This window comes from Gelidimonas denitrificans, assembly GCF_055694065.1.
Window position 1 is genome coordinate 2,638,918 of record NZ_CM146350.1, and the last position, 21,428, is coordinate 2,660,345.

At 57.1% G+C, this 21,428-nt stretch carries 22 protein-coding genes; 12 read left to right on the forward strand and 10 right to left on the reverse strand.

Going from position 1 to position 21,428, the window contains the following annotated elements; genetic code table 11:
• Nucleotides 1-71: 71 nt before the first annotated feature.
• Nucleotides 72-932, reverse strand: coding sequence for a pirin family protein (locus tag FKCLFG_RS12260; protein WP_472613367.1), 861 nt, complete (start codon nt 930-932; stop codon nt 72-74).
• Nucleotides 933-1,058: 126 nt separating this feature from the next.
• Here FKCLFG_RS12260 and FKCLFG_RS12265 point away from each other — a divergent pair, with 126 nt between their 5' ends.
• Nucleotides 1,059-1,967, forward strand: a complete 909-nt coding sequence (locus FKCLFG_RS12265) for a LysR family transcriptional regulator (RefSeq protein WP_472613368.1) — start codon at nt 1,059-1,061, stop codon at nt 1,965-1,967.
• 75 nt (nt 1,968-2,042) lie between these two features.
• Here the strand turns inward: FKCLFG_RS12265 and FKCLFG_RS12270 are convergent, their stop codons facing one another.
• From FKCLFG_RS12270 to FKCLFG_RS12290, 5 genes are all read right to left on the reverse strand, one after another.
• Nucleotides 2,043-3,764 carry a methyl-accepting chemotaxis protein gene (locus FKCLFG_RS12270; RefSeq protein WP_472613369.1) on the reverse strand — a complete coding sequence of 574 codons (1,722 nt, stop codon included), beginning with the start codon at nt 3,762-3,764 and terminating at the stop codon, nt 2,043-2,045.
• 408 nt (nt 3,765-4,172) lie between these two features.
• Nucleotides 4,173-5,366: an aminotransferase-like domain-containing protein gene (locus FKCLFG_RS12275; RefSeq protein ID WP_472613370.1), complete on the reverse strand. Its 1,194-nt coding sequence runs from the start codon at nt 5,364-5,366 to the stop codon at nt 4,173-4,175.
• A 152-nt stretch (nt 5,367-5,518) separates the two neighbouring features.
• Complete coding sequence (locus tag FKCLFG_RS12280; protein WP_472613371.1) at nt 5,519-5,977, reverse strand: RidA family protein; 459 nt, start codon at nt 5,975-5,977, stop codon at nt 5,519-5,521.
• Nucleotides 5,978-6,121: 144 nt separating this feature from the next.
• Nucleotides 6,122-6,712: a LysE family translocator gene (locus tag FKCLFG_RS12285; RefSeq protein WP_472613372.1), complete on the reverse strand. Its 591-nt coding sequence runs from the start codon at nt 6,710-6,712 to the stop codon at nt 6,122-6,124.
• A 9-nt stretch (nt 6,713-6,721) separates the two neighbouring features.
• Nucleotides 6,722-7,033, reverse strand: a complete 312-nt coding sequence (locus FKCLFG_RS12290) for a DUF2917 domain-containing protein (protein ID WP_472613373.1) — start codon at nt 7,031-7,033, stop codon at nt 6,722-6,724.
• Nucleotides 7,034-7,152: 119 nt separating this feature from the next.
• Here FKCLFG_RS12290 and FKCLFG_RS12295 point away from each other — a divergent pair, with 119 nt between their 5' ends.
• Nucleotides 7,153-8,598 (forward strand): aminotransferase-like domain-containing protein, encoded by a 1,446-nt coding sequence (locus FKCLFG_RS12295; RefSeq protein ID WP_472613374.1) that lies wholly within the window; start codon nt 7,153-7,155, stop codon nt 8,596-8,598.
• 222 nt (nt 8,599-8,820) lie between these two features.
• The gene (locus FKCLFG_RS12300) at nt 8,821-9,045 is read left to right on the forward strand and encodes a glycine zipper 2TM domain-containing protein (RefSeq protein ID WP_472613375.1); all 225 of its coding nucleotides are present in this window, start codon (nt 8,821-8,823) and stop codon (nt 9,043-9,045) included.
• 73 nt (nt 9,046-9,118) lie between these two features.
• On the opposite strand, the gene FKCLFG_RS12305 is transcribed toward FKCLFG_RS12300, so the two are convergent.
• Entirely contained in the window at nt 9,119-10,084 is a 966-nt protein-coding gene (locus tag FKCLFG_RS12305) for a chemotaxis protein (protein ID WP_472613376.1), read from the reverse strand.
• Between the two features lie 310 nt (nt 10,085-10,394).
• Here FKCLFG_RS12305 and htpG point away from each other — a divergent pair, with 310 nt between their 5' ends.
• The 5 genes from htpG (at nt 10,395) to FKCLFG_RS12330 (ending at nt 16,390) form a co-directional block, all read left to right on the forward strand.
• A complete protein-coding gene (gene htpG / locus FKCLFG_RS12310; RefSeq protein ID WP_472613377.1) occupies nt 10,395-12,308 on the forward strand; it encodes a molecular chaperone HtpG in 1,914 nt (637 codons plus the stop codon).
• A 301-nt stretch (nt 12,309-12,609) separates the two neighbouring features.
• Nucleotides 12,610-13,224, forward strand: coding sequence for a hypothetical protein (locus FKCLFG_RS12315; RefSeq protein ID WP_472613378.1), 615 nt, complete (start codon nt 12,610-12,612; stop codon nt 13,222-13,224).
• 144 nt (nt 13,225-13,368) lie between these two features.
• On the forward strand, nt 13,369-14,529 hold the full coding sequence (locus FKCLFG_RS12320) for an IS30 family transposase (protein WP_472613379.1): 1,161 nt from the start codon (nt 13,369-13,371) through the stop codon (nt 14,527-14,529).
• Between the two features lie 505 nt (nt 14,530-15,034).
• Entirely contained in the window at nt 15,035-15,874 is an 840-nt protein-coding gene (locus FKCLFG_RS12325) for a DUF6920 family protein (RefSeq protein ID WP_472613380.1), read from the forward strand.
• 108 nt (nt 15,875-15,982) lie between these two features.
• Entirely contained in the window at nt 15,983-16,390 is a 408-nt protein-coding gene (locus FKCLFG_RS12330) for a ribonucleotide reductase subunit alpha (protein ID WP_472613381.1), read from the forward strand.
• A 175-nt stretch (nt 16,391-16,565) separates the two neighbouring features.
• Here FKCLFG_RS12330 and FKCLFG_RS12335 read toward each other — a convergent pair whose 3' ends face one another.
• Nucleotides 16,566-17,024 carry an outer membrane lipoprotein gene (locus FKCLFG_RS12335; protein WP_472613382.1) on the reverse strand — a complete coding sequence of 153 codons (459 nt, stop codon included), beginning with the start codon at nt 17,022-17,024 and terminating at the stop codon, nt 16,566-16,568.
• A gap of 175 nt (nt 17,025-17,199) precedes the next feature.
• Here FKCLFG_RS12335 and FKCLFG_RS12340 point away from each other — a divergent pair, with 175 nt between their 5' ends.
• Nucleotides 17,200-18,051, forward strand: a complete 852-nt coding sequence (locus FKCLFG_RS12340; protein WP_472613383.1) for a fumarylacetoacetate hydrolase family protein — start codon at nt 17,200-17,202, stop codon at nt 18,049-18,051.
• 28 nt (nt 18,052-18,079) lie between these two features.
• Here the strand turns inward: FKCLFG_RS12340 and maiA are convergent, their stop codons facing one another.
• Together maiA and FKCLFG_RS12350 are read right to left on the reverse strand one after the other, a co-directional pair.
• Nucleotides 18,080-18,766 (reverse strand): maleylacetoacetate isomerase, encoded by a 687-nt coding sequence (maiA, locus tag FKCLFG_RS12345; RefSeq protein WP_472613384.1) that lies wholly within the window; start codon nt 18,764-18,766, stop codon nt 18,080-18,082.
• 127 nt (nt 18,767-18,893) lie between these two features.
• Nucleotides 18,894-19,589: a fumarylacetoacetate hydrolase family protein gene (locus FKCLFG_RS12350; protein ID WP_472613385.1), complete on the reverse strand. Its 696-nt coding sequence runs from the start codon at nt 19,587-19,589 to the stop codon at nt 18,894-18,896.
• Nucleotides 19,590-19,765: 176 nt separating this feature from the next.
• Here FKCLFG_RS12350 and ybgC point away from each other — a divergent pair, with 176 nt between their 5' ends.
• The 3 genes from ybgC (at nt 19,766) to FKCLFG_RS12365 (ending at nt 21,412) form a co-directional block, all read left to right on the forward strand.
• Entirely contained in the window at nt 19,766-20,167 is a 402-nt protein-coding gene (gene ybgC / locus FKCLFG_RS12355) for a tol-pal system-associated acyl-CoA thioesterase (protein WP_472613386.1), read from the forward strand.
• Nucleotides 20,168-20,246: 79 nt separating this feature from the next.
• Nucleotides 20,247-20,948 (forward strand): protein TolQ, encoded by a 702-nt coding sequence (gene tolQ, locus FKCLFG_RS12360; RefSeq protein ID WP_472613387.1) that lies wholly within the window; start codon nt 20,247-20,249, stop codon nt 20,946-20,948.
• Nucleotides 20,949-20,959: 11 nt separating this feature from the next.
• On the forward strand, nt 20,960-21,412 hold the full coding sequence (locus FKCLFG_RS12365; RefSeq protein ID WP_472613388.1) for a biopolymer transporter ExbD: 453 nt from the start codon (nt 20,960-20,962) through the stop codon (nt 21,410-21,412).
• The last annotated feature ends 16 nt before the right edge of the window (nt 21,413-21,428 follow it).

Consider the following 21,428-nt stretch of genomic DNA (forward strand, 5'->3'; position numbering starts at 1 on the left):
GCACCGAAAAAGCCCCGGCGGGGGTCAAGAGCTGCTCTGACCGCTGCCGGGCCCTGCAGATCACGCGACACTCACATCTGGCCGAACCGGCCGCTGTTGAAATCCTGCATCGCCTGCGTGATTTCGTCCGATGTGTTCATCACGAACGGCCCGTAGGCGACCACTGGCTCGTCGATCGGCTCTCCACTCAGCAGCAACACCGTGGCATCACTGCTCGCTTCCAACGAGATGTCGGTGCCGTCCCGCTCCAGCATCACCATCTGGGCCTCGTGCGCCGCTTGATTGCCGTTTACCAGCACGCTGCCGCGCAGGACAATCAGGCCGAGCGTGCGATTCTCAGGCACGCTCAGTTCGGTGTAGCCACCCTGCTTCAGGCGCAGATCCCACACGTCGACCGGCGTGAAGGTGCGGGCTGGACCCTTGTGGCCTTCGTAATTGCCCGCAATGACGCGCACGCGCCCGGCTTCGTCAGGCAACGCTACTGACGGAATGTCGCCGTCCAGCACGGTCTGGTAGCCCGGCGCGGCCATCTTGTCCTTGGCCGGCAGATTGACCCACAATTGCACCATCTCCAAAGTGCCACCACTGCGGGTGAACTCCTGCGAATGGAATTCCTGGTGCAGGATGCCGGAGGCGGCGGTCATCCACTGGACGTCGCCAGGGCCGATGCGCCCACCGCTGCCGGTAGAGTCGCGGTGCTCCACTTCTCCCTGGTAAACGATGGTCACCGTTTCGAAGCCGCGATGCGGGTGCTGGCCCACGCCGCGGGGACGGGTTGCCGGTGCGAACTGGGTCGGCCCGGCGTAGTCCAGCATCAGGAACGGGCTGATGTGCTGGCCTAAAGTGTGGTGCGAGAATAGCGTGCGCACCGGGAAACCGTCGCCGACCCAGTGCTGTTTGGGGCTGCTGTAGACGCCGAGAATCTTTTTCATGCCTTGCTCCTTGCTTGAGACCAATCTGGTGTAATTGGGATGATATAAGTGTAGTTTTTACCTGATAATTGCGCTAGATAGCCTGATTCATACTCAGCGTCCTATATTTAGAACAATGGGGAAGATATGACGCAAGACCTCAATGACCTATTTTTCTTTGCCCAGGTGGTCGATCATCATGGCTTTGCGCCCGCGGGGCGGGCATTGGGCATCCCTAAGTCAAAGTTGAGCCGGCGTATCGCGCTGCTGGAGGAGAGGCTTGGAGTGCGCCTTATCCAGCGCTCGACACGAAGCTTCTCGGTCACTGAAATAGGGCAAAGCTATTACAGCCACTGCAAAGCGATGCTGGTGGAAGCCGAAGCGGCGCAGGAAGCCATCGACATGAACCGCTCCGAACCGCAAGGGATAGTGCGGCTGACCTGCCCGGTTGCCTTGCTCCACTCCAGCGTGGGAGTCATCCTGGCCGACTTCATGGCCGATAACCCGCGGGTATCCGTGCATCTCGAAGCCACCAACCGCCGCGTCGACGTGATCGGCGAGGGTATCGATGTGGCGATCCGCGTGCGCCCGCCGCCGCTGCAAGATAGCGATTTGGTGATGAAGGTGTTGGGCGAACGCCGATGGTGCCTGGCAGCGAGCCCGGACTTGCTGCAAAAATACGCCGTGCCCGAAGTGCCGGCCGATTTGAATCACTTGCCGAGCCTGGATCTGGGGCCGCAGCAGGCCGAGCATGTGTGGCAGCTTACGGGGCCCGCAGGCGCAGTGGCGGCGATTCGTCACATCCCGCGCCTGGTCACCGACGATATGATTGCATTGCGCCTGGCTGCGATCGCAGGCGCGGGGATCGTCAGCCTGCCGACGATGATGCTGACTGACGAGATCAGGGACGGCAAGCTGGTGAAATTAATTCCCGACTGGGCCCCGAAAGGGGGTCTCATCCATGCGGTATTTCCTTCCAGACGTGGGCTGCGTCCTTCGGTTCGCATGCTGATCGATTGTCTGGCTATGCGATTCCAGGAATTGGACGAAGACTAGTTACCGGTCTTTGTTGGCGATCCGCGCGCAGCGGATAAATCCGGAAGCCGCTTTTGCGGCTTCCGCATGCACCCCTTAAAACTCTTCCCACTCTTCAGCCTTGCCTGCTGGCGCATTGACGATACGTTTGACTTGCAGCGAACCGTTGGCGGCCGGCGGCGCAGGGGTCTTCCCGTTGATCTTAATCCGCTTAATCTTAGCGACACTGGAACTGGCATCAGCCTTGGCCAGCGGCGCCACCGCCAACGCATGGGTTTGATTGAGTTTAAAGATACCGACGACTTGCGACAGATTGCCGGCCTGATTCTGTAACGATGCGGTGGCGGCGGCCGCTTGTTCTACCAGCGCTGCATTTTGTTGCGTGACCTGATCCATCTGGCTGATGGCTTGATTGATTTGCTCGATGCCGGAAGTCTGTTCCTGGCTGGCGGAACTGATCTCGCCCATGATGTCTGTGACCCGTTTGACGCTCTCCATGATCTCGGTCATGGTGGCGCCGGCCTGGTCGACCAGCCTGGCGCCCTGGTCCACTTTATCTACCGAGTCGCCAATCAGTGTCTTGATTTCCTTCGCGGCACTGGCACTGCGCTGCGCCAGGCTGCGCACTTCAGTTGCGACTACCGCAAAGCCCCTGCCCTGCTCGCCGGCGCGGGCCGCTTCGACTGCCGCGTTCAGAGCCAGGATGTTAGTCTGGAACGCAATGCTGTCGATGACGCCGATGATGTCGACGATCTTGCGCGACGAGGCATTGATCGAATCCATGGTGTCGACCACTTGCGCCACCACCGCGCCGCCCTTGGCGGCAACCTCCGATGCGGATGCTGCCAACTGGTTGGCCTGGCGCGCATTGTCGGCATTCTGCAGCACGGTACTGGTCAACTCTTCCATCGAGGAAGCCGTTTCTTGCAGCGAACTGGCTTGTTGCTCGGTGCGCGACGACAAATCCATGTTGCCGGCCGCGATTTGGCCCGATCCGGTAGCGATGGTGTCGGTGCCGGTGCGCACCTCGCCGACGATCTGCACCAGGCTATCGTTCATGTCCTTCAAAGCTTGCATCAACTGGCCGGTCTCATCCGTGGAACGGACTTCAATCTGCTGCGTCAAATCGCCTGCGGCAACGCCACGCGCAATCTTGACTGCGGCCTGCAGCGGCCGTGAAATGGCGCGCACCAGCCAGATGCCGACTATCGCGGCCATCAACAAGCCGAACAGGATGCCGGTGATGCAGCTAATGAACACCCAGTAATAGATGGTTTGCGATTGTTCGAACTCTTGTTTAGCGCCATCGATCTGGTGCTTGATGAGCGCATTGATGTCGGCTTCGACCGGGATGAACAGTTGCGTTATCGGCCCATTCAGAATTTCGGCGGCCAGTTGCCCATTCCCCGCCCGCAGCGCTGCGACTGCTGGCAACAAGCCATCGGCCACGAATTTTTTGCGATTTTCCGTAAATTGATCGGCGATTTTTTTATCTTCCGCGGTGCGCACGTGGGCCTGGTATTCGCCCCACACTGTGCCAATAATTTGTATATTGGTTTCCACCAGATTCATTTGCTTGCCAAGCGCGGCCAAGTCCCCTGTCACTGCTTTGGCAATGATCAACTGGTTGGAGTCAATTAACCGGATCACCTGATCAAGTTGCCCGGTAGAAATCAGTCGATCGGCATACAGCGACTTCATCGCGTCATTGGCGAAACCGAGGCTGACGATGCCGATCACGCCGCCGACAATCAATTGAACAGACAAAAAGGTAATCACGAAAATCAAGCGTGATTTGATGGTGAGATTCTTTAGCATGTATGCATCCTAAATATTGACGGCACCAATCAGGTGCAAAATTACGTTGAAAATTTTAACTGCCGGCACACTTCAGTACTACTTTGTTATTTTCGATCAGAGCGGCAATGTTGAGGATGGTCAGCGCTGCGGGTTGATCATCTGACTATCATTGCCGAATATCAACTATGCCTTAAGGGGGTCTTTCGGTGTCACTTTTTATTTCCGGGAGCTAGCGCATACGCAACGGAAATGCCTGTAAAAATTACTCTCAACTCAAATTAATAGTGGGAGTATGCTAAAAAAACGGTAGTTTTCGCATTATATTAATACGCTGTAAATAATACCTATGCAGGTATACATAAAAATGGCCTGCGGCACGTCGTCTGACGTGCCGCAGGCCATTTTTATGGTCGTCTGTATTGCCGTCTACATCCTGGCCGCGATCAGCTTGCCCAAGATGGCGACGCCCTCGCGGATTTTTTCCGGTGGCACGGTCACGAAACTCAGGCGCAGGGTATTCGCGACCGGCGCATTGGCATAGAACGGCGCGCCCGGCACGAAGGCGACGTTGTGCGTGATCGCTTCAGCCAGCAGCTCCTTGCTGTCGACGTGTTTCGGCAAGGTAACCCAGATGAACATGCCGCCTTCCGGACGGGTCCAGCGCACATCGGACGGAAAGAATTCTTCCAGCGCAGCCAGCATGGCCTGACATTGGCCGGCGTAGAGCGCGCGTATGGTCGGGATGTGCTTGTCGAGGAAGCCGTCCTTGATGACTTCATACACCGCCATCTGCGTCAGTTGTGCGGTATGCAGATCGGCTGCCTGCTTGGCCTGCTCCAGCTTGCGCACCAGCGGTTGCGGCGCCACCACATAACCGAGCCGGATGCCGGGCGTGAGCACCTTGGAGAACGAACCCATGTAAATCACGCCATCCGGGTTCATGTTCAGCATCTTCGGCTTCGGCTCGGCGCGGTAACTGAGCGCGCCGTAAGGATCGTCCTCGATCAGCGGCAAACCCAGACGCGCGCAGGCTTCCACCAACTCCTGGCGACGCGCAACCGAGAGGCTGCGGCCGGTCGGATTCTGGAAGTTCGGCAATGCGTACAACATGCGCGCATCCTTGCCCATTGTGGCCACCGAAGACGGCACCAGACCGGCATCGTCGGTCTCGACCGAGACGAATTCCGGGCCATAGACAGAAAATGCCTGCAACGCGCCCAGATAGCTAGGCGTTTCCACCAGCACCCGACTGCCCTCGTCGATCATGACCTTGCCCAGCAAATCCAGCGCCTGCTGCGAGCCCGACACCATCAGCACCTGATCCGGCACAATCACCGAACCCGGAATCGACAGCGAATGGGCAATCCACTCGCGCAGCGGCTGGTAACCGTCGGTCGGGCCGTATTGCAATGCCACTCGTCCGTGGCTAGACAGCACTTTGTCGAAGGCGCTACGCATCTGCTCGATCGGAAAAGTCGCCGGCGACGGCAGGCCGCCGGCAAACGATATGATTTCCGGGCGCATCGTAATTTTCAGGATTTCACGGATGGCCGAGCTTTCCAACTGTTGTGCGCGTTGGGCAAAGTGCCATTGGATCGGGTTCGGGTTTTCAATTTTCATTTCGTCTCTTTGGAGTGGTAGCACTTGCCACCGGGGCGGACCGGCTTGTGGCTGGCGCTCAGGGCGGCATTGGGTAAATGCCGCCGCTTCGGATCGGACGTGCCGGCACCAGGCACGAGCAATAGTTATCGAGTTATTGCGTTATTGCGGCTTTAAGCGATTTCCGCGATCAATTCGATTTCGACGCAAGCGCCCAGCGGTAACTGCGCTACGCCGAAGGCCGAACGCGCATGCTTGCCCTGTTCGCCAAAAATTTCGCCGATCAGCTCAGACGCGCCATTGGTCACCAGATGCTGCTCGGTATACTCGCCGGTGGAATTGACCAGGCTCATCACCTTGACGATGCGCGTGACGCGGTTCAGATCGCCGCCGCATGCGGCCTGCAACGTTGCGATCAGGTCGATGGCCACCGCGCGCGCGGCCAGCTTGCCTTCTTCGGTCGAGACGTTCTTGCCCAACTGGCCCACCCATACTTTGCCGTCTTTTTTGGCAAGATGGCCGGACAGGAAAACGGTATTGCCGGTTTGCGCAAACATCACGTAGGCTGCCGCCGGTGCTGCAACGGCAGGCAATTCAATGTTGAGTGCGGCGAGTTTTTTGTAAAAAGACATGGTATTCCTCATTGGATTCAAAAAAATGGAGCGATTTTCTTGTGAATGGCGTGGGTTACTGCGTCGCAGCTGCGCAGTCCTTTTCATCCATTATGCCCTTGTGTGCCGGTGATTATCTCAAAACGCCGGCATTGCGGCCAAACATTACTGCCAGATCGCCAGCGCCGAATACACCGTCAGCAGAATCATCACCGTGCAAAACACGCGCTGCCATTTAGGTTCCGTCAAATAATGCCGCAGTGTCGCGCCGGTGCCGGCCCACACCACGATGCAGGGCAGATTGATCGCGCAAAAGACCAGGCAGAACAAACCGATGGCAAGCCACACCGGCTGCAGCGCCGGCAAAAAAGCCGAAACGCCGGTCAGCGCCATGACCCAGGCTTTCGGGTTGGCGAACTGGAATAGCGACGCTCCCAGAAACGACATCGGTCTGGCATCCGCCGAAGTATTGTGTTGAAACGCAATCGAGCGCAACTGCCAGGCCAGATACAGCAGATAAGTCGAACCCAGGACCTTGAGCCCGGTATGGGCGGCCGGCACGGCCAAAATCAGGCTGCCGATACCCAGCGCGCACAGCAGCAACATCACGCCGAAACCGAAGGTCACGCCCAGCATGTGCGGGATGGTGCGCTTGAAACCGAACACGATGCCGGATGACGTCAGCATGATGTTGTTCGGCCCCGGCGTGATAGACGATACGAAAGCGAACAGGGCTAGCGGAAATAGAGGTTCCATGATGATTCCTTAAACGGCCGATGCGTATTCGGCGGTGGCGGTGCTGCCGGTGCTGCCTTCCGTCGCTGGCCAATCAGCAATTTGCGGCGCTGGCAGGAAATCGATACGACTGAACCTCTTGTCCGCCTCAATCACCACATGCCGTCCAGCGATCAATGCCAGGGAATCGCCATCGAACAGCCAGTAATCGTTTTTATCCCCTGCAATGGTGACCCAAACACGGCCGCAATCGACCTGCAGCGTCAGCGCGGCATCGGCGCTCACAGAAATCAACTGGCCCGGCTGCAAAACCAGGAAATCATAGACTTCGATGTTTTTCATGCTGACTCCTTGAATGTGTTTGATGTATGCTAATCGAAAAAACCAATACAGTACCAGTACAGTTAACCAGATAAATTGAAGACTGTACTGGCAAGATGACCAATACACAGGAGTCCGCGATGGATAGGCAACTCACCCGAGAATCAGGCACTTCGCTGGTAAATCAGATCGTGCGCTCGGTCGAAGCGCGCATCGAGGACAAGCTGCTGCGCACCGGCGCACGCATGCCGTCGATCCGCCAGTACGCTGACAGCAGTGCGGTGTCGCGCTTTACCGTGGTCGAGGCGTATGACCGGCTGGTGGCCAACGGTTATCTGGAATCGCGCCGCGGCTCCGGTTTTTATGTGCGGGAACGCTCGCCGCTGCTGGCGGCAATCGATCCGAATCACCCGCCCCGCAGCGCGCCGTCGCAGCTCGATGTGGCCTGGCTGGTGCGCAGCATGTTCCGCCCGACGCCGCCGCAAAAAATGCCCGGCATCGGGCTGCTGCCGCATGATTTTCTGGATGGCGCGCTGATCGCCAACAGCTTGCGCGCGGTCAGCCGCCAGCACCAGAACTTGCTGCTGCATTACGGCACGCCGCAAGGATTTCTGCCGCTGCGCCAGCAATTGCAGCTGAAACTGGCCGCGCTGGAAATCGCCGCCACGCCGCAACAGATCATCACCACCTCCGGCGTCACGCAGGCGCTGGACCTGATCGCACGCCAGTTCACGCAGCCGGGCGACACCATCTTCGTCGATGATCCGGCCTGGTTCCTGATGTTCGGCTCTTTCACGATGCTGGGGGCCAAGGTGATCGGCATCCCGCGCCTACCGGACGGCCCCGACATCGCCCAACTGGCGGAACTGGCCGCGCTGCACAAACCCAAGCTGTTCGTGATCAATTCGGTGCTGCACAATCCAACCTCGACCTCGCTCTCCAGCGCCAAGGCGTTTCAAGTGCTGAAGCTGGCCGAACAACACGACTTCATCATCGTCGAAGACGACATCTATTGCGACATGCACCCCGGCAGCAACGTGCAGCCGGCCACCCGCATCGCGTCGCTCGATCAACTGAATCGGGTGATTTACCTGGGCGGCTTTTCCAAGACGCTGGCGGCCAATCTGCGCGTCGGCTTCATCGCCACCTCGCGCGAGCGGGCCCAGCAATTGTCGGACCGCAAGATGCTGACCGCGCTGACCACCAGCGAAATCGGCGAGCGTGTGGTCTACAGGATCCTGTCCGAAGGCCATTACCGCAAACACACCGAGCGCCTGCGCAGCCGGCTGGACGCGGTACGCGACCAGAGCATCAAGTGGCTGGAAAGCATCGGCATGACGATCGACATCAGCACCCCGGCCGGCATGTTCGTCTGGGCCGACACCGGCTGCGACACCAACCTGCTGGCGGAAAAGGCGATGAATGAAGACATCCTGCTGGCTCCCGGCTGCCTGTTCTCGCCCAGTCAGCTGCCCTCGCAACGCATGCGCGTCAACGTCGCCACGCTGTCCGACCCGGAGGTGCGGGCGTTTCTGGAGCGGGAAAGTGGGGCGGCGCCACACGCGGGCCTTCCTGGCAATGGATAATTGGCGGGTATATTTAAAATACTATGAAGCATAAGCACGAACAGCACTGTTTCAGCCTATACCCCATTGATACATGGATTGCGCTGCGGGCGCTGACAAAATTGCAACGATTCGTAATATTTTTGAACTATCAACGGGAATCGACTCAAATAATTACACGCTACTAATTTTCGAATTGGCGCCAACGTGTTTAATCGTTTGTTTTTTTACAGAGGTGATTCCATGAAAACAATGCAAAAATTGGCAGTTAATACGATCGCTGTAGCCGCATTTCTGACGCTGGCCGGGTGCTCCGGCATGTCGCGGCAGGATCAGAGCACGGCAGTTGGCGCAGGTGTTGGTGCGGTGGGCGGTGCGGTGCTGACCGGCGGCGACGCGCTCGGGACGGTTGGCGGCGCAGCAGTCGGCGGCGTCATCGGGCATGAAGTGAATAAACCCAGAAGATAAGTAAAAATGCCTGCGGTCAAGCATGGCGCAGGAGGCAAGGCGCAGGCCTTGCCTCCTGCTGAACTTCCTTAAATTAAGCTGCAGACTGCGCCAGTACCCGTCGGATAGTGGAGGCCAGTTCTTCTGCCACGAATTTGGCTACATAAGCATCCGCGCCGACGCTTCTGACGTGTTCTTCATTGGTCGAACCCGTCAGCGAGGAATGAATCACCACCGGGATCGATCTGAAGCGTGGATCCTGCTTGATTTTTCGGGTCAGGGTGAAACCATCCATTTCCGGCATTTCCAGATCGGTCAGCACCAGCGCAACCTTGTCATGCACTGTCTTGCCCTCGGCCTGTGCGGCGTCGGCGATGGCCTGCAGGCGCTCCCAGGCTTCCTTGCCGGTCTTGGTCATGATGAACGGCGCACCGAGCGCATCCAGCCCATGCTCGATCAGGGTGCGCGCCATCATCGAGTCGTCCGCCGCCAAAATCACCGTACCGGGCGGCAACGCCAAGGTCGGGCCGAGAGTGCCGGGATTGCTATCCACCTGACTAGCCGGCATGACATCGTGCAGGATCTGCTCCACGTCCAGCACTTGCGCCAGGCGCGTGCCGTCGATGTCGCCATCGAGCCGGGCAATGCTGGTTACCATGCCGCCCACCATGCTCGACTCCGCCGACAACACCTGGCTCCATTCCAGCCGCACGATCTCTTCCACGGATTCGACCGCAAAGGCTTGGGTGGAACGCGCATATTCGGTCACCAGCAGAATATTCAATCCGCTCTTTGGCTTGCAGCCGACAATCGCCGGCAGGTCGATCACCGGGATGATCTGGCCGCGAATATTCGCCACCCCCATCATGTGCGGCAGCGCGCCGGCGACGCTGGTAATGGTCGGCATCGCGAGAATTTCACGCACCTTGAAGACATTGATGCCGAACAGTTCGGAGCGATCGGCATTGACCGCGTCCCCCAGTCGGAACAGCAGCAGTTCAAACTTGTTGTTTGCTGTCAGATTGGTTCTTTCATCGACTTCCTGCTGCACTGTACTCATTTATCCACCCCTGGCGCTGTATGCAATTGACGTTTATTAAAGATTATTGTGGTTGCTGCGGACATTGAACGGAGGTATCTCCGTTTAGTCCGTTTATAAAGTATCGCTGAAAATTCGTGATTTATAACGGATTTTTTAGGCATATCTTTAACGAAACAACGCAATTCCTGCAAATCTCCGGGCGCGCTGCACGCTTTCGCTGTCCAATTCGGCCACTCGCCACAACAGCACCGGCGCTTTGTCTTGAAATCAATTTCATCACCCCCATTTTTAAGCGATCCGTTCAACCACGCTCCACCACGAGGACTACATGACTGTTTCCGAAAAGCAAACCCTGGGCTTCCAGGCCGAAGTCAAGCAACTATTGCAGTTGATGATCCATTCGCTGTATTCCAACAAAGAAATTTTCCTGCGCGAATTGGTATCGAATGCGTCGGACGCGTCCGACAAGCTGCGCTACGAAGCGATCCATAACGCCGATTTGTTCGAGAACGATCCGGAACTGAAGATCAAAATCACCTTCGACAAGACGGCGCGCACGATTTCGGTCTCCGACAACGGCATCGGCATGAGCCGCGACGAAGCGATTGAACATCTGGGCACGATTGCCAAATCCGGCACCAAGGAATTTTTCGGCCGCCTGTCCGGCGACCAGCAAAAGGATGCGGCGCTGATCGGCCAGTTCGGGGTCGGCTTTTATTCCGGCTTCATCGTAGCCGACAAGATCACGGTCGAAACCCGCCGCGCCGGCGCGCCAGCCAGTGAAGGCGTGCGCTGGGAATCGGCCGGGGCCGGCGACTTCAGCGTCGAGGCTATCGACAAACCATCGCGCGGCACCGACATCACGCTGCATCTGCGCGAAGGCGAGGACGAGTTCCTGTCATCCTGGAAGCTGAAGACGATCATCCGCACCTATTCCGACCATATCCCGCTGCCGATCCTGATGCCGAAAGAGGAATGGGACGAAGAGAAAAAAGAAACCGTCGTCAAGGATGAGTTCGAAACCGTCAATCAAGCCAGCGCACTGTGGGCGCGCAGCAAATCCGACATCACGCCGGAGCAGTACGACGAATTCTACAAACACGTATCGCACGACTTCCAGGCCCCGCTAATCCATACCCATAACCGGGTCGAAGGCCGCAGTGAATACACGCAATTGCTGTACATCCCGTCCCATGCGCCGTTCGACATGTGGGACCGCAACAAGCGCGGCGGCATCAAGCTGTACGTGAAGCGCGTCTTCATCATGGACGATGCCGAGCAGCTGATGCCGGTCTACCTGCGCTTCGTAAAAGGCATCATCGATTCCAACGACCTGCCGCTGAACGTCTCGCGTGAAATCCTGCAAGAGTCGCGCGATGTGAAAGCGATCCGCGAAGGCTCGACCAAGCGCGTGCTGGGCATGCTGGAAGAAATGGCGAACGCCGACGAGCAAGAGAAAAAAGACCAGTACGTGACTTTCTGGACCGAATTCGGCCAGGTACTGAAAGAAGGCATCGGCGAGGACGCAGGCAACAAGGAACGCATCGCCAAACTGTTGCGCATGGCCTCCACCCAGAGCGACAGCGACTTGCAAAACGTCTCGTTTGCCGATTACGTGGCGCGCATGAAAGAAGGCCAGGACAAGATTTACTACGTTACCGGCGAATCGTATGCAGCCGCCAAGAACAGCCCGCACCTGGAAATTTTCCGCAAGAAAGGCGTCGAAGTATTGATTCTGTCCGACCGCGTCGATGAATGGATGCTGTCGTTCCTGACCGAGTTTGAAGGCAAGGAAATGATCTCAGTCGCCAAGGGCGGCCTCGATCTGGGCGCGCTGGAAGACGAAGCCGAGAAGAAGCAGCATGAAGAAACCCAGACCGAATACAAAGATCTGGTCGAAAAGATGCAGACTGCGCTGACCGACAAGGCCAAGGAAGTGCGCGTCACTTTCCGCCTGACCGATTCGCCAGCCTGTCTGGTGGCGGACGAGCACGAACTGTCCGGCAATCTGTTGCGCATGTTGAAGGCGGCAGGACAAGCGGCGCCGGAATCGAAGCCGATCCTGGAAATCAACCCGAACCATCCTCTGGTGCAACGCCTGAAGTTTGAAGATGCCAAGTTTGCCGACTGGGCCAATCTGTTGTTCGATCAGGCGGCGCTAGCCGAAGGCGGCCAACTGGCCGATCCGTCAGGCTTCGTCAAACGCTTGAACGCGATGTTGCTGGACATGGCAACCAAGTAACAAGTTAGCGTCACACCGGGTATGCCGGCCATGCCGGCATACCCGTCGTTGGATTCCTTCCCGCGCTCTATTCTGTGCGCAATATTTCGGTTTTCTGGATGGCAATAGGCTGCTACTGTTAAGAGGTGTCCGATGCCTGCTCGTACGCGCAGGACTCTCAGGCCTTGACGGAACACGATGGGCAGGCGTCGGACAACCCTTAACAGCCACGGTCTTTCGCGACTATCGCAGTTCGGCCAAACGGTCATTCGTCGATTGTAGTTAAGGCTCAAAATTGTGACCAATATCCAAGTTAGCTAAAATGAAGATCTCTGACCATATCAAGCAATCCCTGGATGCAGCTGACAGAAACGACCTGGATCAGGCCATGTTGTCTGTTTGCATAGCTATTGACGGCACAGCCAAGAAGATGTACCCCAAAGAAACCAAGGTTGGGGTACGCTTCCGCAGGTTCATTAACGAGCACCTGGACATTATTGAACTAATGTTCGGCGGACTGAATCTGCAGGAAACCGTCTTTCCATTCAAGAATGCGAAGGGAGATATTGGAATCGCATTTGCGGACATCATCTACGAGAAGTTTCGCTGCAATCTGGCTCATGGCGCCGAACTACCGGATGGGTTCGGTGTTTGCGTGCAAATGGCCAATGGCCATCAACAGTTTGAAATTAGCATCGAAACTCTGTCGATGACCGTACCGCAGAGCGCAATATACGCATTGGGTTTGGTATGTGTCTTAGCCCCAGTGAATAGCGACCAAAGAATTGGGAGCAATCTCTACCACTACCGCGACCCAATTAACACTTACGTAATTGATCGTTGGTGGGGCAAAGTAGATTGCGCCAAGAAAATCATGGACTTCGACGCACAGATCCGAGTCAAAATGGATTTCTCGAATGTCTGGCCATCTGTTTGACGGCTACTCAGTGAGGCCAATCGCGTCAGTCTTGGTATTGCTTGTCACGGGCGTTTTGGCGCAGATCGACTGTCCGCAATGGTCTTGGATTCAACCGGTCGATGCAACACACTAGAAACTGCGTAAGCAAAAGGAGTGTTGCAGATGGCACAGAGACCTCGGATCTATTACACAGAAAGCCAGAAGGCATTGATGTGGGAGCGCTGGAAGAAAGGCGAATCCCTCCAACAGATTGCCCAGTTGTTCGACCGGAATCACGCATCGATCCAACGCATCCTGGCCGAGACAGGCGGCATAGGTCCTGCAGAGCGACGCCGTTCTCCATTGGCATTGACCCTGGCCGAGCGCGAAGAGATATCGCGTGCATTGGCTGCCAGTCACTCGATTCGCTCCATCGCTGCATTGCTCAAGCGGGCGCCATCAACGATTAGCCGTGAGATCAATCGTAATGGCGGCCAAGAAGACTATCGTGCAAGCCAGGCTGATCAAGCTGCCTGGGATCGAGCACATCGTCCCAAGGACTGTAAGCTGATAGACAATCCCACACTGGCACGTATTGTGGCTGGCAAACTACGATTGCAGTGGTCGCCAGAGCAGATTGCCGGATGGCTCAAGCACATGTATCCGGAGAACGATGACTATCAGGTGTCACATGAAACGATCTATCGCAGTCTCTTCATTCAGGCTCGCGGTGCTCTGAAGAAGGAATTATTGGAGCATCTGCGGCGTACGCGCGCCATGCGCCGGTCCCGCCATCACACGCAGAAGACAGTCAATCACGGACGAATCACCGACACGGTTTCGATTAGTGAACGTCCGGCCGCAGTGGAGGATCGAGCAGTACCGGGCCATTGGGAAGGTGATTTGCTGTTTGGGGACCGCAATAGCCAGATCGCAACCCTGGTTGAGCGCCATACCCGTTATGTGATGCTCGTGAAGGTCGCCAGCAAGGACACAGAAACAGTCATCAACGCATTGATTAAAAACGCTCGCCAGTTACCACAGGAGCTCTATCAATCGCTAACTTGGGATCGGGGTAAAGAGATGGCGGACCACAAGCGCTTTACGTTGGCGACCGACATCAGTGTTTATTTCTGTGATCCACATAGTCCCTGGCAGCGTGGCAGCAATGAGAATACGAACGGACTATTGAGGCAGTATTTCCCCAAGGGGATCGATATTTCGGATTACTCACAGGCGCAGCTAAATGCCGTGGCACGAAAATTAAACGAGCGACCAAGGAAAACATTACACTACCAAACGCCGGCTGAACAATTCAGTCAATTTGTTGCATCGACCGGTTGAATCCAAGGTCGAAACCAGTCAGGTAGGGCGGGTGAAACCCGCGCTGCTCTAGCGCTAGGTGGGTTTCACCCACCCTACTAAGCTGTATTTGAGGCTTGTGCGACTGGTCAGCTCAGGGGCGGAACCAACCCATTACCATCCGCGCCGCACGTAACTTGAAAATGATGGTTTTTCTCCCATACCCCATCCATCCCCATGCAGCGTGCGCCGACTAGAGCAGTGTGCGTCACCTTCCGTTTGACCGATTCGCCGGCCTGCCTGGTAGCGCACGAGCACGCACTGTCCGGCAAGCTGTGGCGCATGTTGAAGGCGGCAGAAATGTGGAGGAAAGCGCAACCATTCAGCGCGCTATGGAAACTTTTAAACCGAAGCAGTTTCTGTAGGAGCGCACCCGGGCGCGACCGGATTGCGAATAGCTACGGGGGAATCGCGCCCGGGTGCGCTCCTACAAAACCGCGTCACTGCACTTTTGATTAATATGCGACTGAACAATTACAGGAAAGCCATGCTTCTCATAATCGTTGGCTTGGTCGTCGCGGCGGCTGCAAGCCTCTACGGAAAATTCCGCTGGGAATCGGGCACGCGGGAACTGCGCGCCCGGCTCGAAGCCGCCAGACTTCCGATCGAGCCCAAGGTCTTCGATAGGCATGAACTGGAGAATCTGCCGGCACCGGTTCAGCGCTATTTTCGCGCGGTGTTGGAGCATGGGCAGCCGATCGTAGCCACCGTCAGCGTGGAGCACATCGGAACCTTCAACATGGGCGAGACGGACGAGCGGTGGAAACCGTTCAGCTCCACCCAGCGCGTGGTCACTCGTCGCCCCGGCTTTGACTGGGACGGCAGCGTCGCGATGCTGCCCGGCCTGCCGGTGCGGGTGCATGACGCCTACGTTGCGGGCGAAGGCATCCTGCATGCGGCGGTGCTCGGGCTGGTATCCATGGTTAACCTGCGCGGCACGGGTGAAGTTGCACGGGGCGAATTGATGCGATTTTTTGCCGAAGCCGCCTGGTACCCGACCGCGCTGCTGCCGAGCCAGCGCATACTCTGGGAGGCCGTCGATGACCATTCCGCCCGCGCCACGCTGAAGGATGGCGACCTGACGCTGACGCTGCTGTTCCGCTTCAATGAAGACGGGCTGATCGACACCGTGCGCGCCGAAGCGCGCGGCCGGACGGTGGGCGGCACAGTGGTGCCCACACCTTGGCAGGGCCGGTTCTGGAATTATGCGATACGTGATGGCATGCGCGTGCCTTTGGACGGTGAAGTCGCCTGGTTGCTGCCGGAAGGGCCGAAACCCTACTGGCGCGGGCACATCACCAAGCTGCGCTACGAGTTCGCGCAATGACCGAAAACAGCGGTCACGGTTCCAGTAAAATTGTCCGGCTCTTTCGCCGCCATGACCTGTTCTACAATTGAGCACACCCTATCTAATTAAACGGAACTGAAAAAAACCATGTCCATCTCCAACTTTGAAGACTTGCTGCAAGCGGCAGCGCAACAACCCGACCCGCAGCGCTTGTTGTTCGTGTTCGCTAAAAAAGAATTGCCGGACGACGCGGTCGAAGCCGAAGCACAAAATTTCCAGGCCGGCTTGGGCGGCGCGCTGACTCCGGTCGTGTGCGTGGACAAGACGCTGGATGCGCTGAGTAATTTTGCCGCTCTGGTGCAGGAATCTGAACAGACCGGGCAGCACTGGGATGTGGTGCTGGTCGCTTGCCTGTCGGGCAAGAACGGCATCATGCCGAGCGCATCTGAAGCGGATCAGGGCTTGAAAAAAATGGTCAGCGCAGTACAGACCGGCGCCAAACTGTCGCAGTTTATCGCCTTCGACCGCGCCGGCGATCCGCTGCAGTTCGCCTGATGCTTTAATACATACAACATATTGTATTTATAATTACCGCATATGCTATATGCGGTAATAGCATCATTTCTACCTATACTCCCGATAAAATATCAATTTTTACAACCGGCATAACCGTTCAATGTTTGTCGGTAGTGCCGGCACTCTGCACCTGCGCTACCGATTTCGATGCACATCAATGGGTAACCCGTGTCGTGCGGCCGGACGACAGCAAACGCACTCGATCGCCGGCGCGGAAAAATTCATCGGCGTCCTGGGTGACGGCGCGCAAGCTGCCGTTATCGAGCTTGACGGTAATTTCCAGCCCAGGCCGGTTCACCATATTGGCTTCGACATTCTGACCCACCAGACCGCCGGCGACCGCACCCAGGATGCCGGCCACAATCGCGCCATTGCCGCCGCCGATGCTGGAGCCGGCCGCAACCGCACCGACTGCGCCGCCGGCCAGTTGGCCGACGCCGCTGGAGCCTTTGTCGATCCGCACTTCGCGCACCGACTCGACCACGCCCAGGCGTATGATTTGCTCGCCCTGTGCTTGTCTGCTGCTATAAACGCTAGCGGAATTTGGCGCCACCGCGCATCCGGCCAGCGCGGTCAAACTGACCAAACTGGCGACTAAAATCTGTTTTTTCATATTGTTGGCTCCGCTTGCATTAATGACACAAAATGTGTGCCCATTTATTTTACCGCTTCCCATCGGATGAATTTTGCGCCAACCGGCAGCGGAACGCGCTATCTGACGGACTTGCGATAAACTCCATCCCCACTCCATGCCTGCGCACATGGCCGCTCACCCATTAAGAAAAATTATGAAACTAGTACGTTACGGCCGTCCCGGCAAAGAAAAACCAGGCTTGATCGACGCCGAAGGCAAATTGCGCGATCTATCGGGCATCATTGCCGACATCGGCAATGATCAATTGTCCGACAAGGCACTGGCCAAATTGGCAAAACTGCAGCCGGACACGCTGCCGCTGGTGCGCGGCAATCCGCGCTTCGGCGTGCCGCTGGCGCAAGTCGGCAAGTTCATCGCCATCGGCCTGAATTACGCCGACCACGCGGCAGAAGCGGGCTTGCCGAAACCGCCTGAGCCGATCATTTTCATGAAAGCCACGTCCTGCCTGTCCGGCCCGGACGATCCGGTCATGCTGCCCAAAGGCTCGAAGAAAACCGACTGGGAAGTGGAGCTGGGCGTGGTCATCGGCAGCAAGGCGCAATCCGTCACCGAAAAGGATGCGCTGCAATATGTGGCCGGCTATTGCGTGGTCAACGATGTGTCAGAACGCAAATACCAATTGGAGTTGGGCTCGCAATGGGATAAGGGCAAGGGTTGCGATACTTTCGGCCCGGTCGGTCCGTGGCTAGTGACGCGCGATGAAGTGCCGAATCCGCAGCGGCTGAACCTGTATCTGGACTTGAACGACGAACGGATGCAGACCGGCAGCACCAAGACCATGATTTTTTCAGTCGCCAAGCTGGTCAGCTATGTCAGCCGCTTCATGACGCTGATGCCGGGCGACATCATCACCACCGGCACCCCGCCGGGTGTCGGCATGGCGCTGACGCCGCAACGCTTCCTCAAGCCCGGCGACCGCCTGACGCTGGGGATTGCCGGCTTGGGCGAGCAGCAGCAAGAAGTGATTGCTTATCAGAAACCGTGAGTTAGTCGTAAATGGCGTTGTGACTGTCTTATTCAGCGTCCGGTTGATTCTCGGGCGCTGCAGCGACAAATGCACCCAGTTCCATGCAGGCAGCGCGGATGCGCAACAAGGTCGGCATCGCGCTTAAATCGCAGTCAACGCGCTCGGCATTGAATATCTGCGGAATCAGGCAGCAATCGGCCAGCGTCGGCGTTTCGCCATAACAATACGTTCCCACCCGCGCATCGGCGGCCAGGGTTTGTTCCAGCGCCGCCAGGCCTTGCTCGCACCAGTGGCGATACCAGACGTTTCTATCTTCCTGCTCCACCTTCAACTGCCGCGCCAGATAACGCAGCACGCGCAAATTGTTGAGCGGATGGATATCGCAGGCAATCGACAACGCGATGCCGCGCACATAGGCGCGCGCCAGCGGCGTCGGCGGCAATAGCGCCACCGCCGGGTAGGCTTCCTCCAGATATTCGATGATGGCAAGCGATTGCCTGAGCACCGGAGCGCCCGAGGCGGCCCCCAACTCGGCCCCGGATTCGAGCCCGCTGTCGTCGATCAACACCGGCACCAGCGCCTCCGGATTGCGTTGCAGATATTCGGGCGAGAATTGCGCGCCGCCCTGCCGTAGCAGATGCACCGGAATCACGTCAAAAGCCAAGCCTTTCAGATGCAGCGCGATGCGCACCCGGTACGAAGCCGAGCTGCGGAAATAGCTGTACAGTTTCATGGCAACGGGCGCCTCATTATGCGAGGGGTATAGTAAAAAATTGTGTGTTTACCGCATATTTTCATGGACTCGAAAAAAATACATGCATTAGTATATTTTCCACGTAAAAACATGCGGGTGCCGGCAATCACACGATTCTGAGCGATAACGATTCCAGGCCAGCGATCCCGCCTTCCAGCAGATCACCCGGCACCACTGCCGCCACGCCGGCCGGAGTACCGGTAAAGATCAGATCGCCCGGCTGCAATGCATAAAATTTCGAACAATGCGCAATGATTTCAGGAACGCTCCAGATCAGCTGGTCAAGCGTGCTGTGTTGGCGCACTGCGCCATTCACTTTGAGTTCGATGCGCGCATCGGCAGCCAGCGCGCACTGCGACACCGGATGGATCGGCCCGATCGGCGCCGCATGATCGAATCCCTTGCCGGTACACCACGGCCGGCCCAGTTTCTTGGCTTCACTTTGCAAATCGCGGCGCGTCATGTCCAGCCCTACCGCGTAACCCCACACGTGCTGCAAGGCAGCATCGGCGTCGATGTCCTGGCCGCCTTTGCCGATGGCGATCACCAGTTCGATTTCATGCTGCAAGTCGGCAGTCTGGGTCGGATATGCCATCTGCCCTACCGTACCCATCGGCACCGGCAGCACGGCGTCCGCCGGTTTCATGAAAAAAAATGGCGCTTCGCGGCCGGTTCCGCCCATCTCCTGGGCGTGCTCGACATAGTTGCGCCCGACGCAATAAATACGATGGACCGGAAAAAAGACGGAATCTCCGGCTACCGGTACGGCGGCAGGGGCAGGTGGCGGAAAAACGAATTGCATCGGAGCTCCTCGAAAGGGAAAAATTTGCATGACTGCAGGTAAGAAAATACCGGCTCAGTGCTGCCGGCTCAGACTGCTGAAAATAACTTGTATCACAGCATGATAGCCAGCGCCTTATAATAAGCGCCAGAATCACAAAGCATCGTGCATCCACTATTTTTATTCAAAGTTCAATAATGACCAACAATTTCAGCTGGTGTGTGCGTGTCTATTATGAAGACACCGATGCCGGCGGTGTCGTGTTTTATGCCAATTACCTGAAGTTTTTCGAACGCGCACGCAGCGAATGGCTGCGCGCCGCCGGCGTCGGGCAGCAATCGTTGATGGACACTGACGGAGTCATGTTTGTCGTCGCCAGAACTGCAGTCGATTATCTTGCTCCCGCAAAGCTCGACGATGAACTCAAGCTGACGGTCGTGGTCGAAAAGCTGGGACGGGCTTCGGTGCAATTCGTCCAGCAAGCCTGGCGCGGCGAACAGCTGATGACCACCGGCCGGATCAAGGTCGCTTGTGTAGATGTGAAATTGTTCCAACCCCGCCCGATACCAGCACGCGTTCTGTTGAAAATTACGCTATAAAACATATTGCGACGATATTGCGCTGCCTCAGGCGGCGTGTCCGCCCACCGATGAACCAGCCCCAAACACAACATAATCCATGACTGTCACTCAAGATCTCTCGTTCTTCGCCCTGATTACCAACGCATCCGTCATCGTGCAACTGATCATGGCCTTGCTGCTGGCCGTGTCACTGATGAGTTGGACCTACATTTTCCGCAAAACGTTTGCGATCAGAGCGGCGCGCGCGCAAACCGAAGAATTCGAGCGCGCCTTTTGGTCCGGCGGCAATCTGAGCACGCTGTATCAGGATGCAACTTCCAACCGGCGTCAGAGCAATGGCGAAACCGGCGCGCTGGAACGCATCTTCACCGCCGGCATGGGCGAATATCTGAAAGCGCAAGCTTCTTACACCAAAAAAGACATCACAGACGCCGGCGCGATGCTGGATGGCGCCCGCCGTGCAATGCGCGCAGCCTTTCAGCGCGAAATGGATGCTCTGGAATCGCATCTGGCCTTCCTGGCATCGGTCGGTTCGGTCTCGCCCTATGTCGGCCTGTTCGGCACCGTCTGGGGCATCATGAATGCGTTTCGCGGGCTGGCCAACGTGCAGCAGGCCACCCTGTCGGCGGTAGCGCCGGGGATCGCCGAAGCGCTGATCGCCACCGCGATCGGCCTGTTCGCAGCGATCCCGGCGGTAGTCGCTTATAACCGGTTCTCGCATGACATCGATCGGCTGGCAATTCGCTTCGAAAGCTTCGTCGAGGAATTCTCGAACATCCTGCAACGCCAGGCGCACTAAGGAAAGCCCCTATGACCACGTCAATCTCAGGCTCGATGCGCGGCGGGCGCGCCCGCAAGTTCAAATCCGAAATCAATGTCGTGCCCTACATCGACGTGATGCTGGTGCTGCTGGTGATCTTCATGGCGGCAGCCCCAATGCCGAACCCCGGCATGGTGGATTTGCCGAACGCCGGCAAATCGGCGCTGCCGCCGAGCCAATATATCGAAGTGATTCTGAAAAAAGATGCCAACGCACAAATCCGCATCAATGCCCCAAGCCAGAACAGCGCCGGGGGCGACACCACCGCTGCAAAAAGCCACTCGGTGCTGTTAGAAAATTTACGCGAACTGCACCAGCAATATCCTGAGATGCCGCTGATGATTTCTGCCGAAAAAAACATCATTTATGACGATGTGGTGCAAGTCATTTCAGATGCAAAAAAAATCGGCATCACTCGCGTCGGACTCGCGGCCAAACAGTGAAAGCCGTCAAAAATCC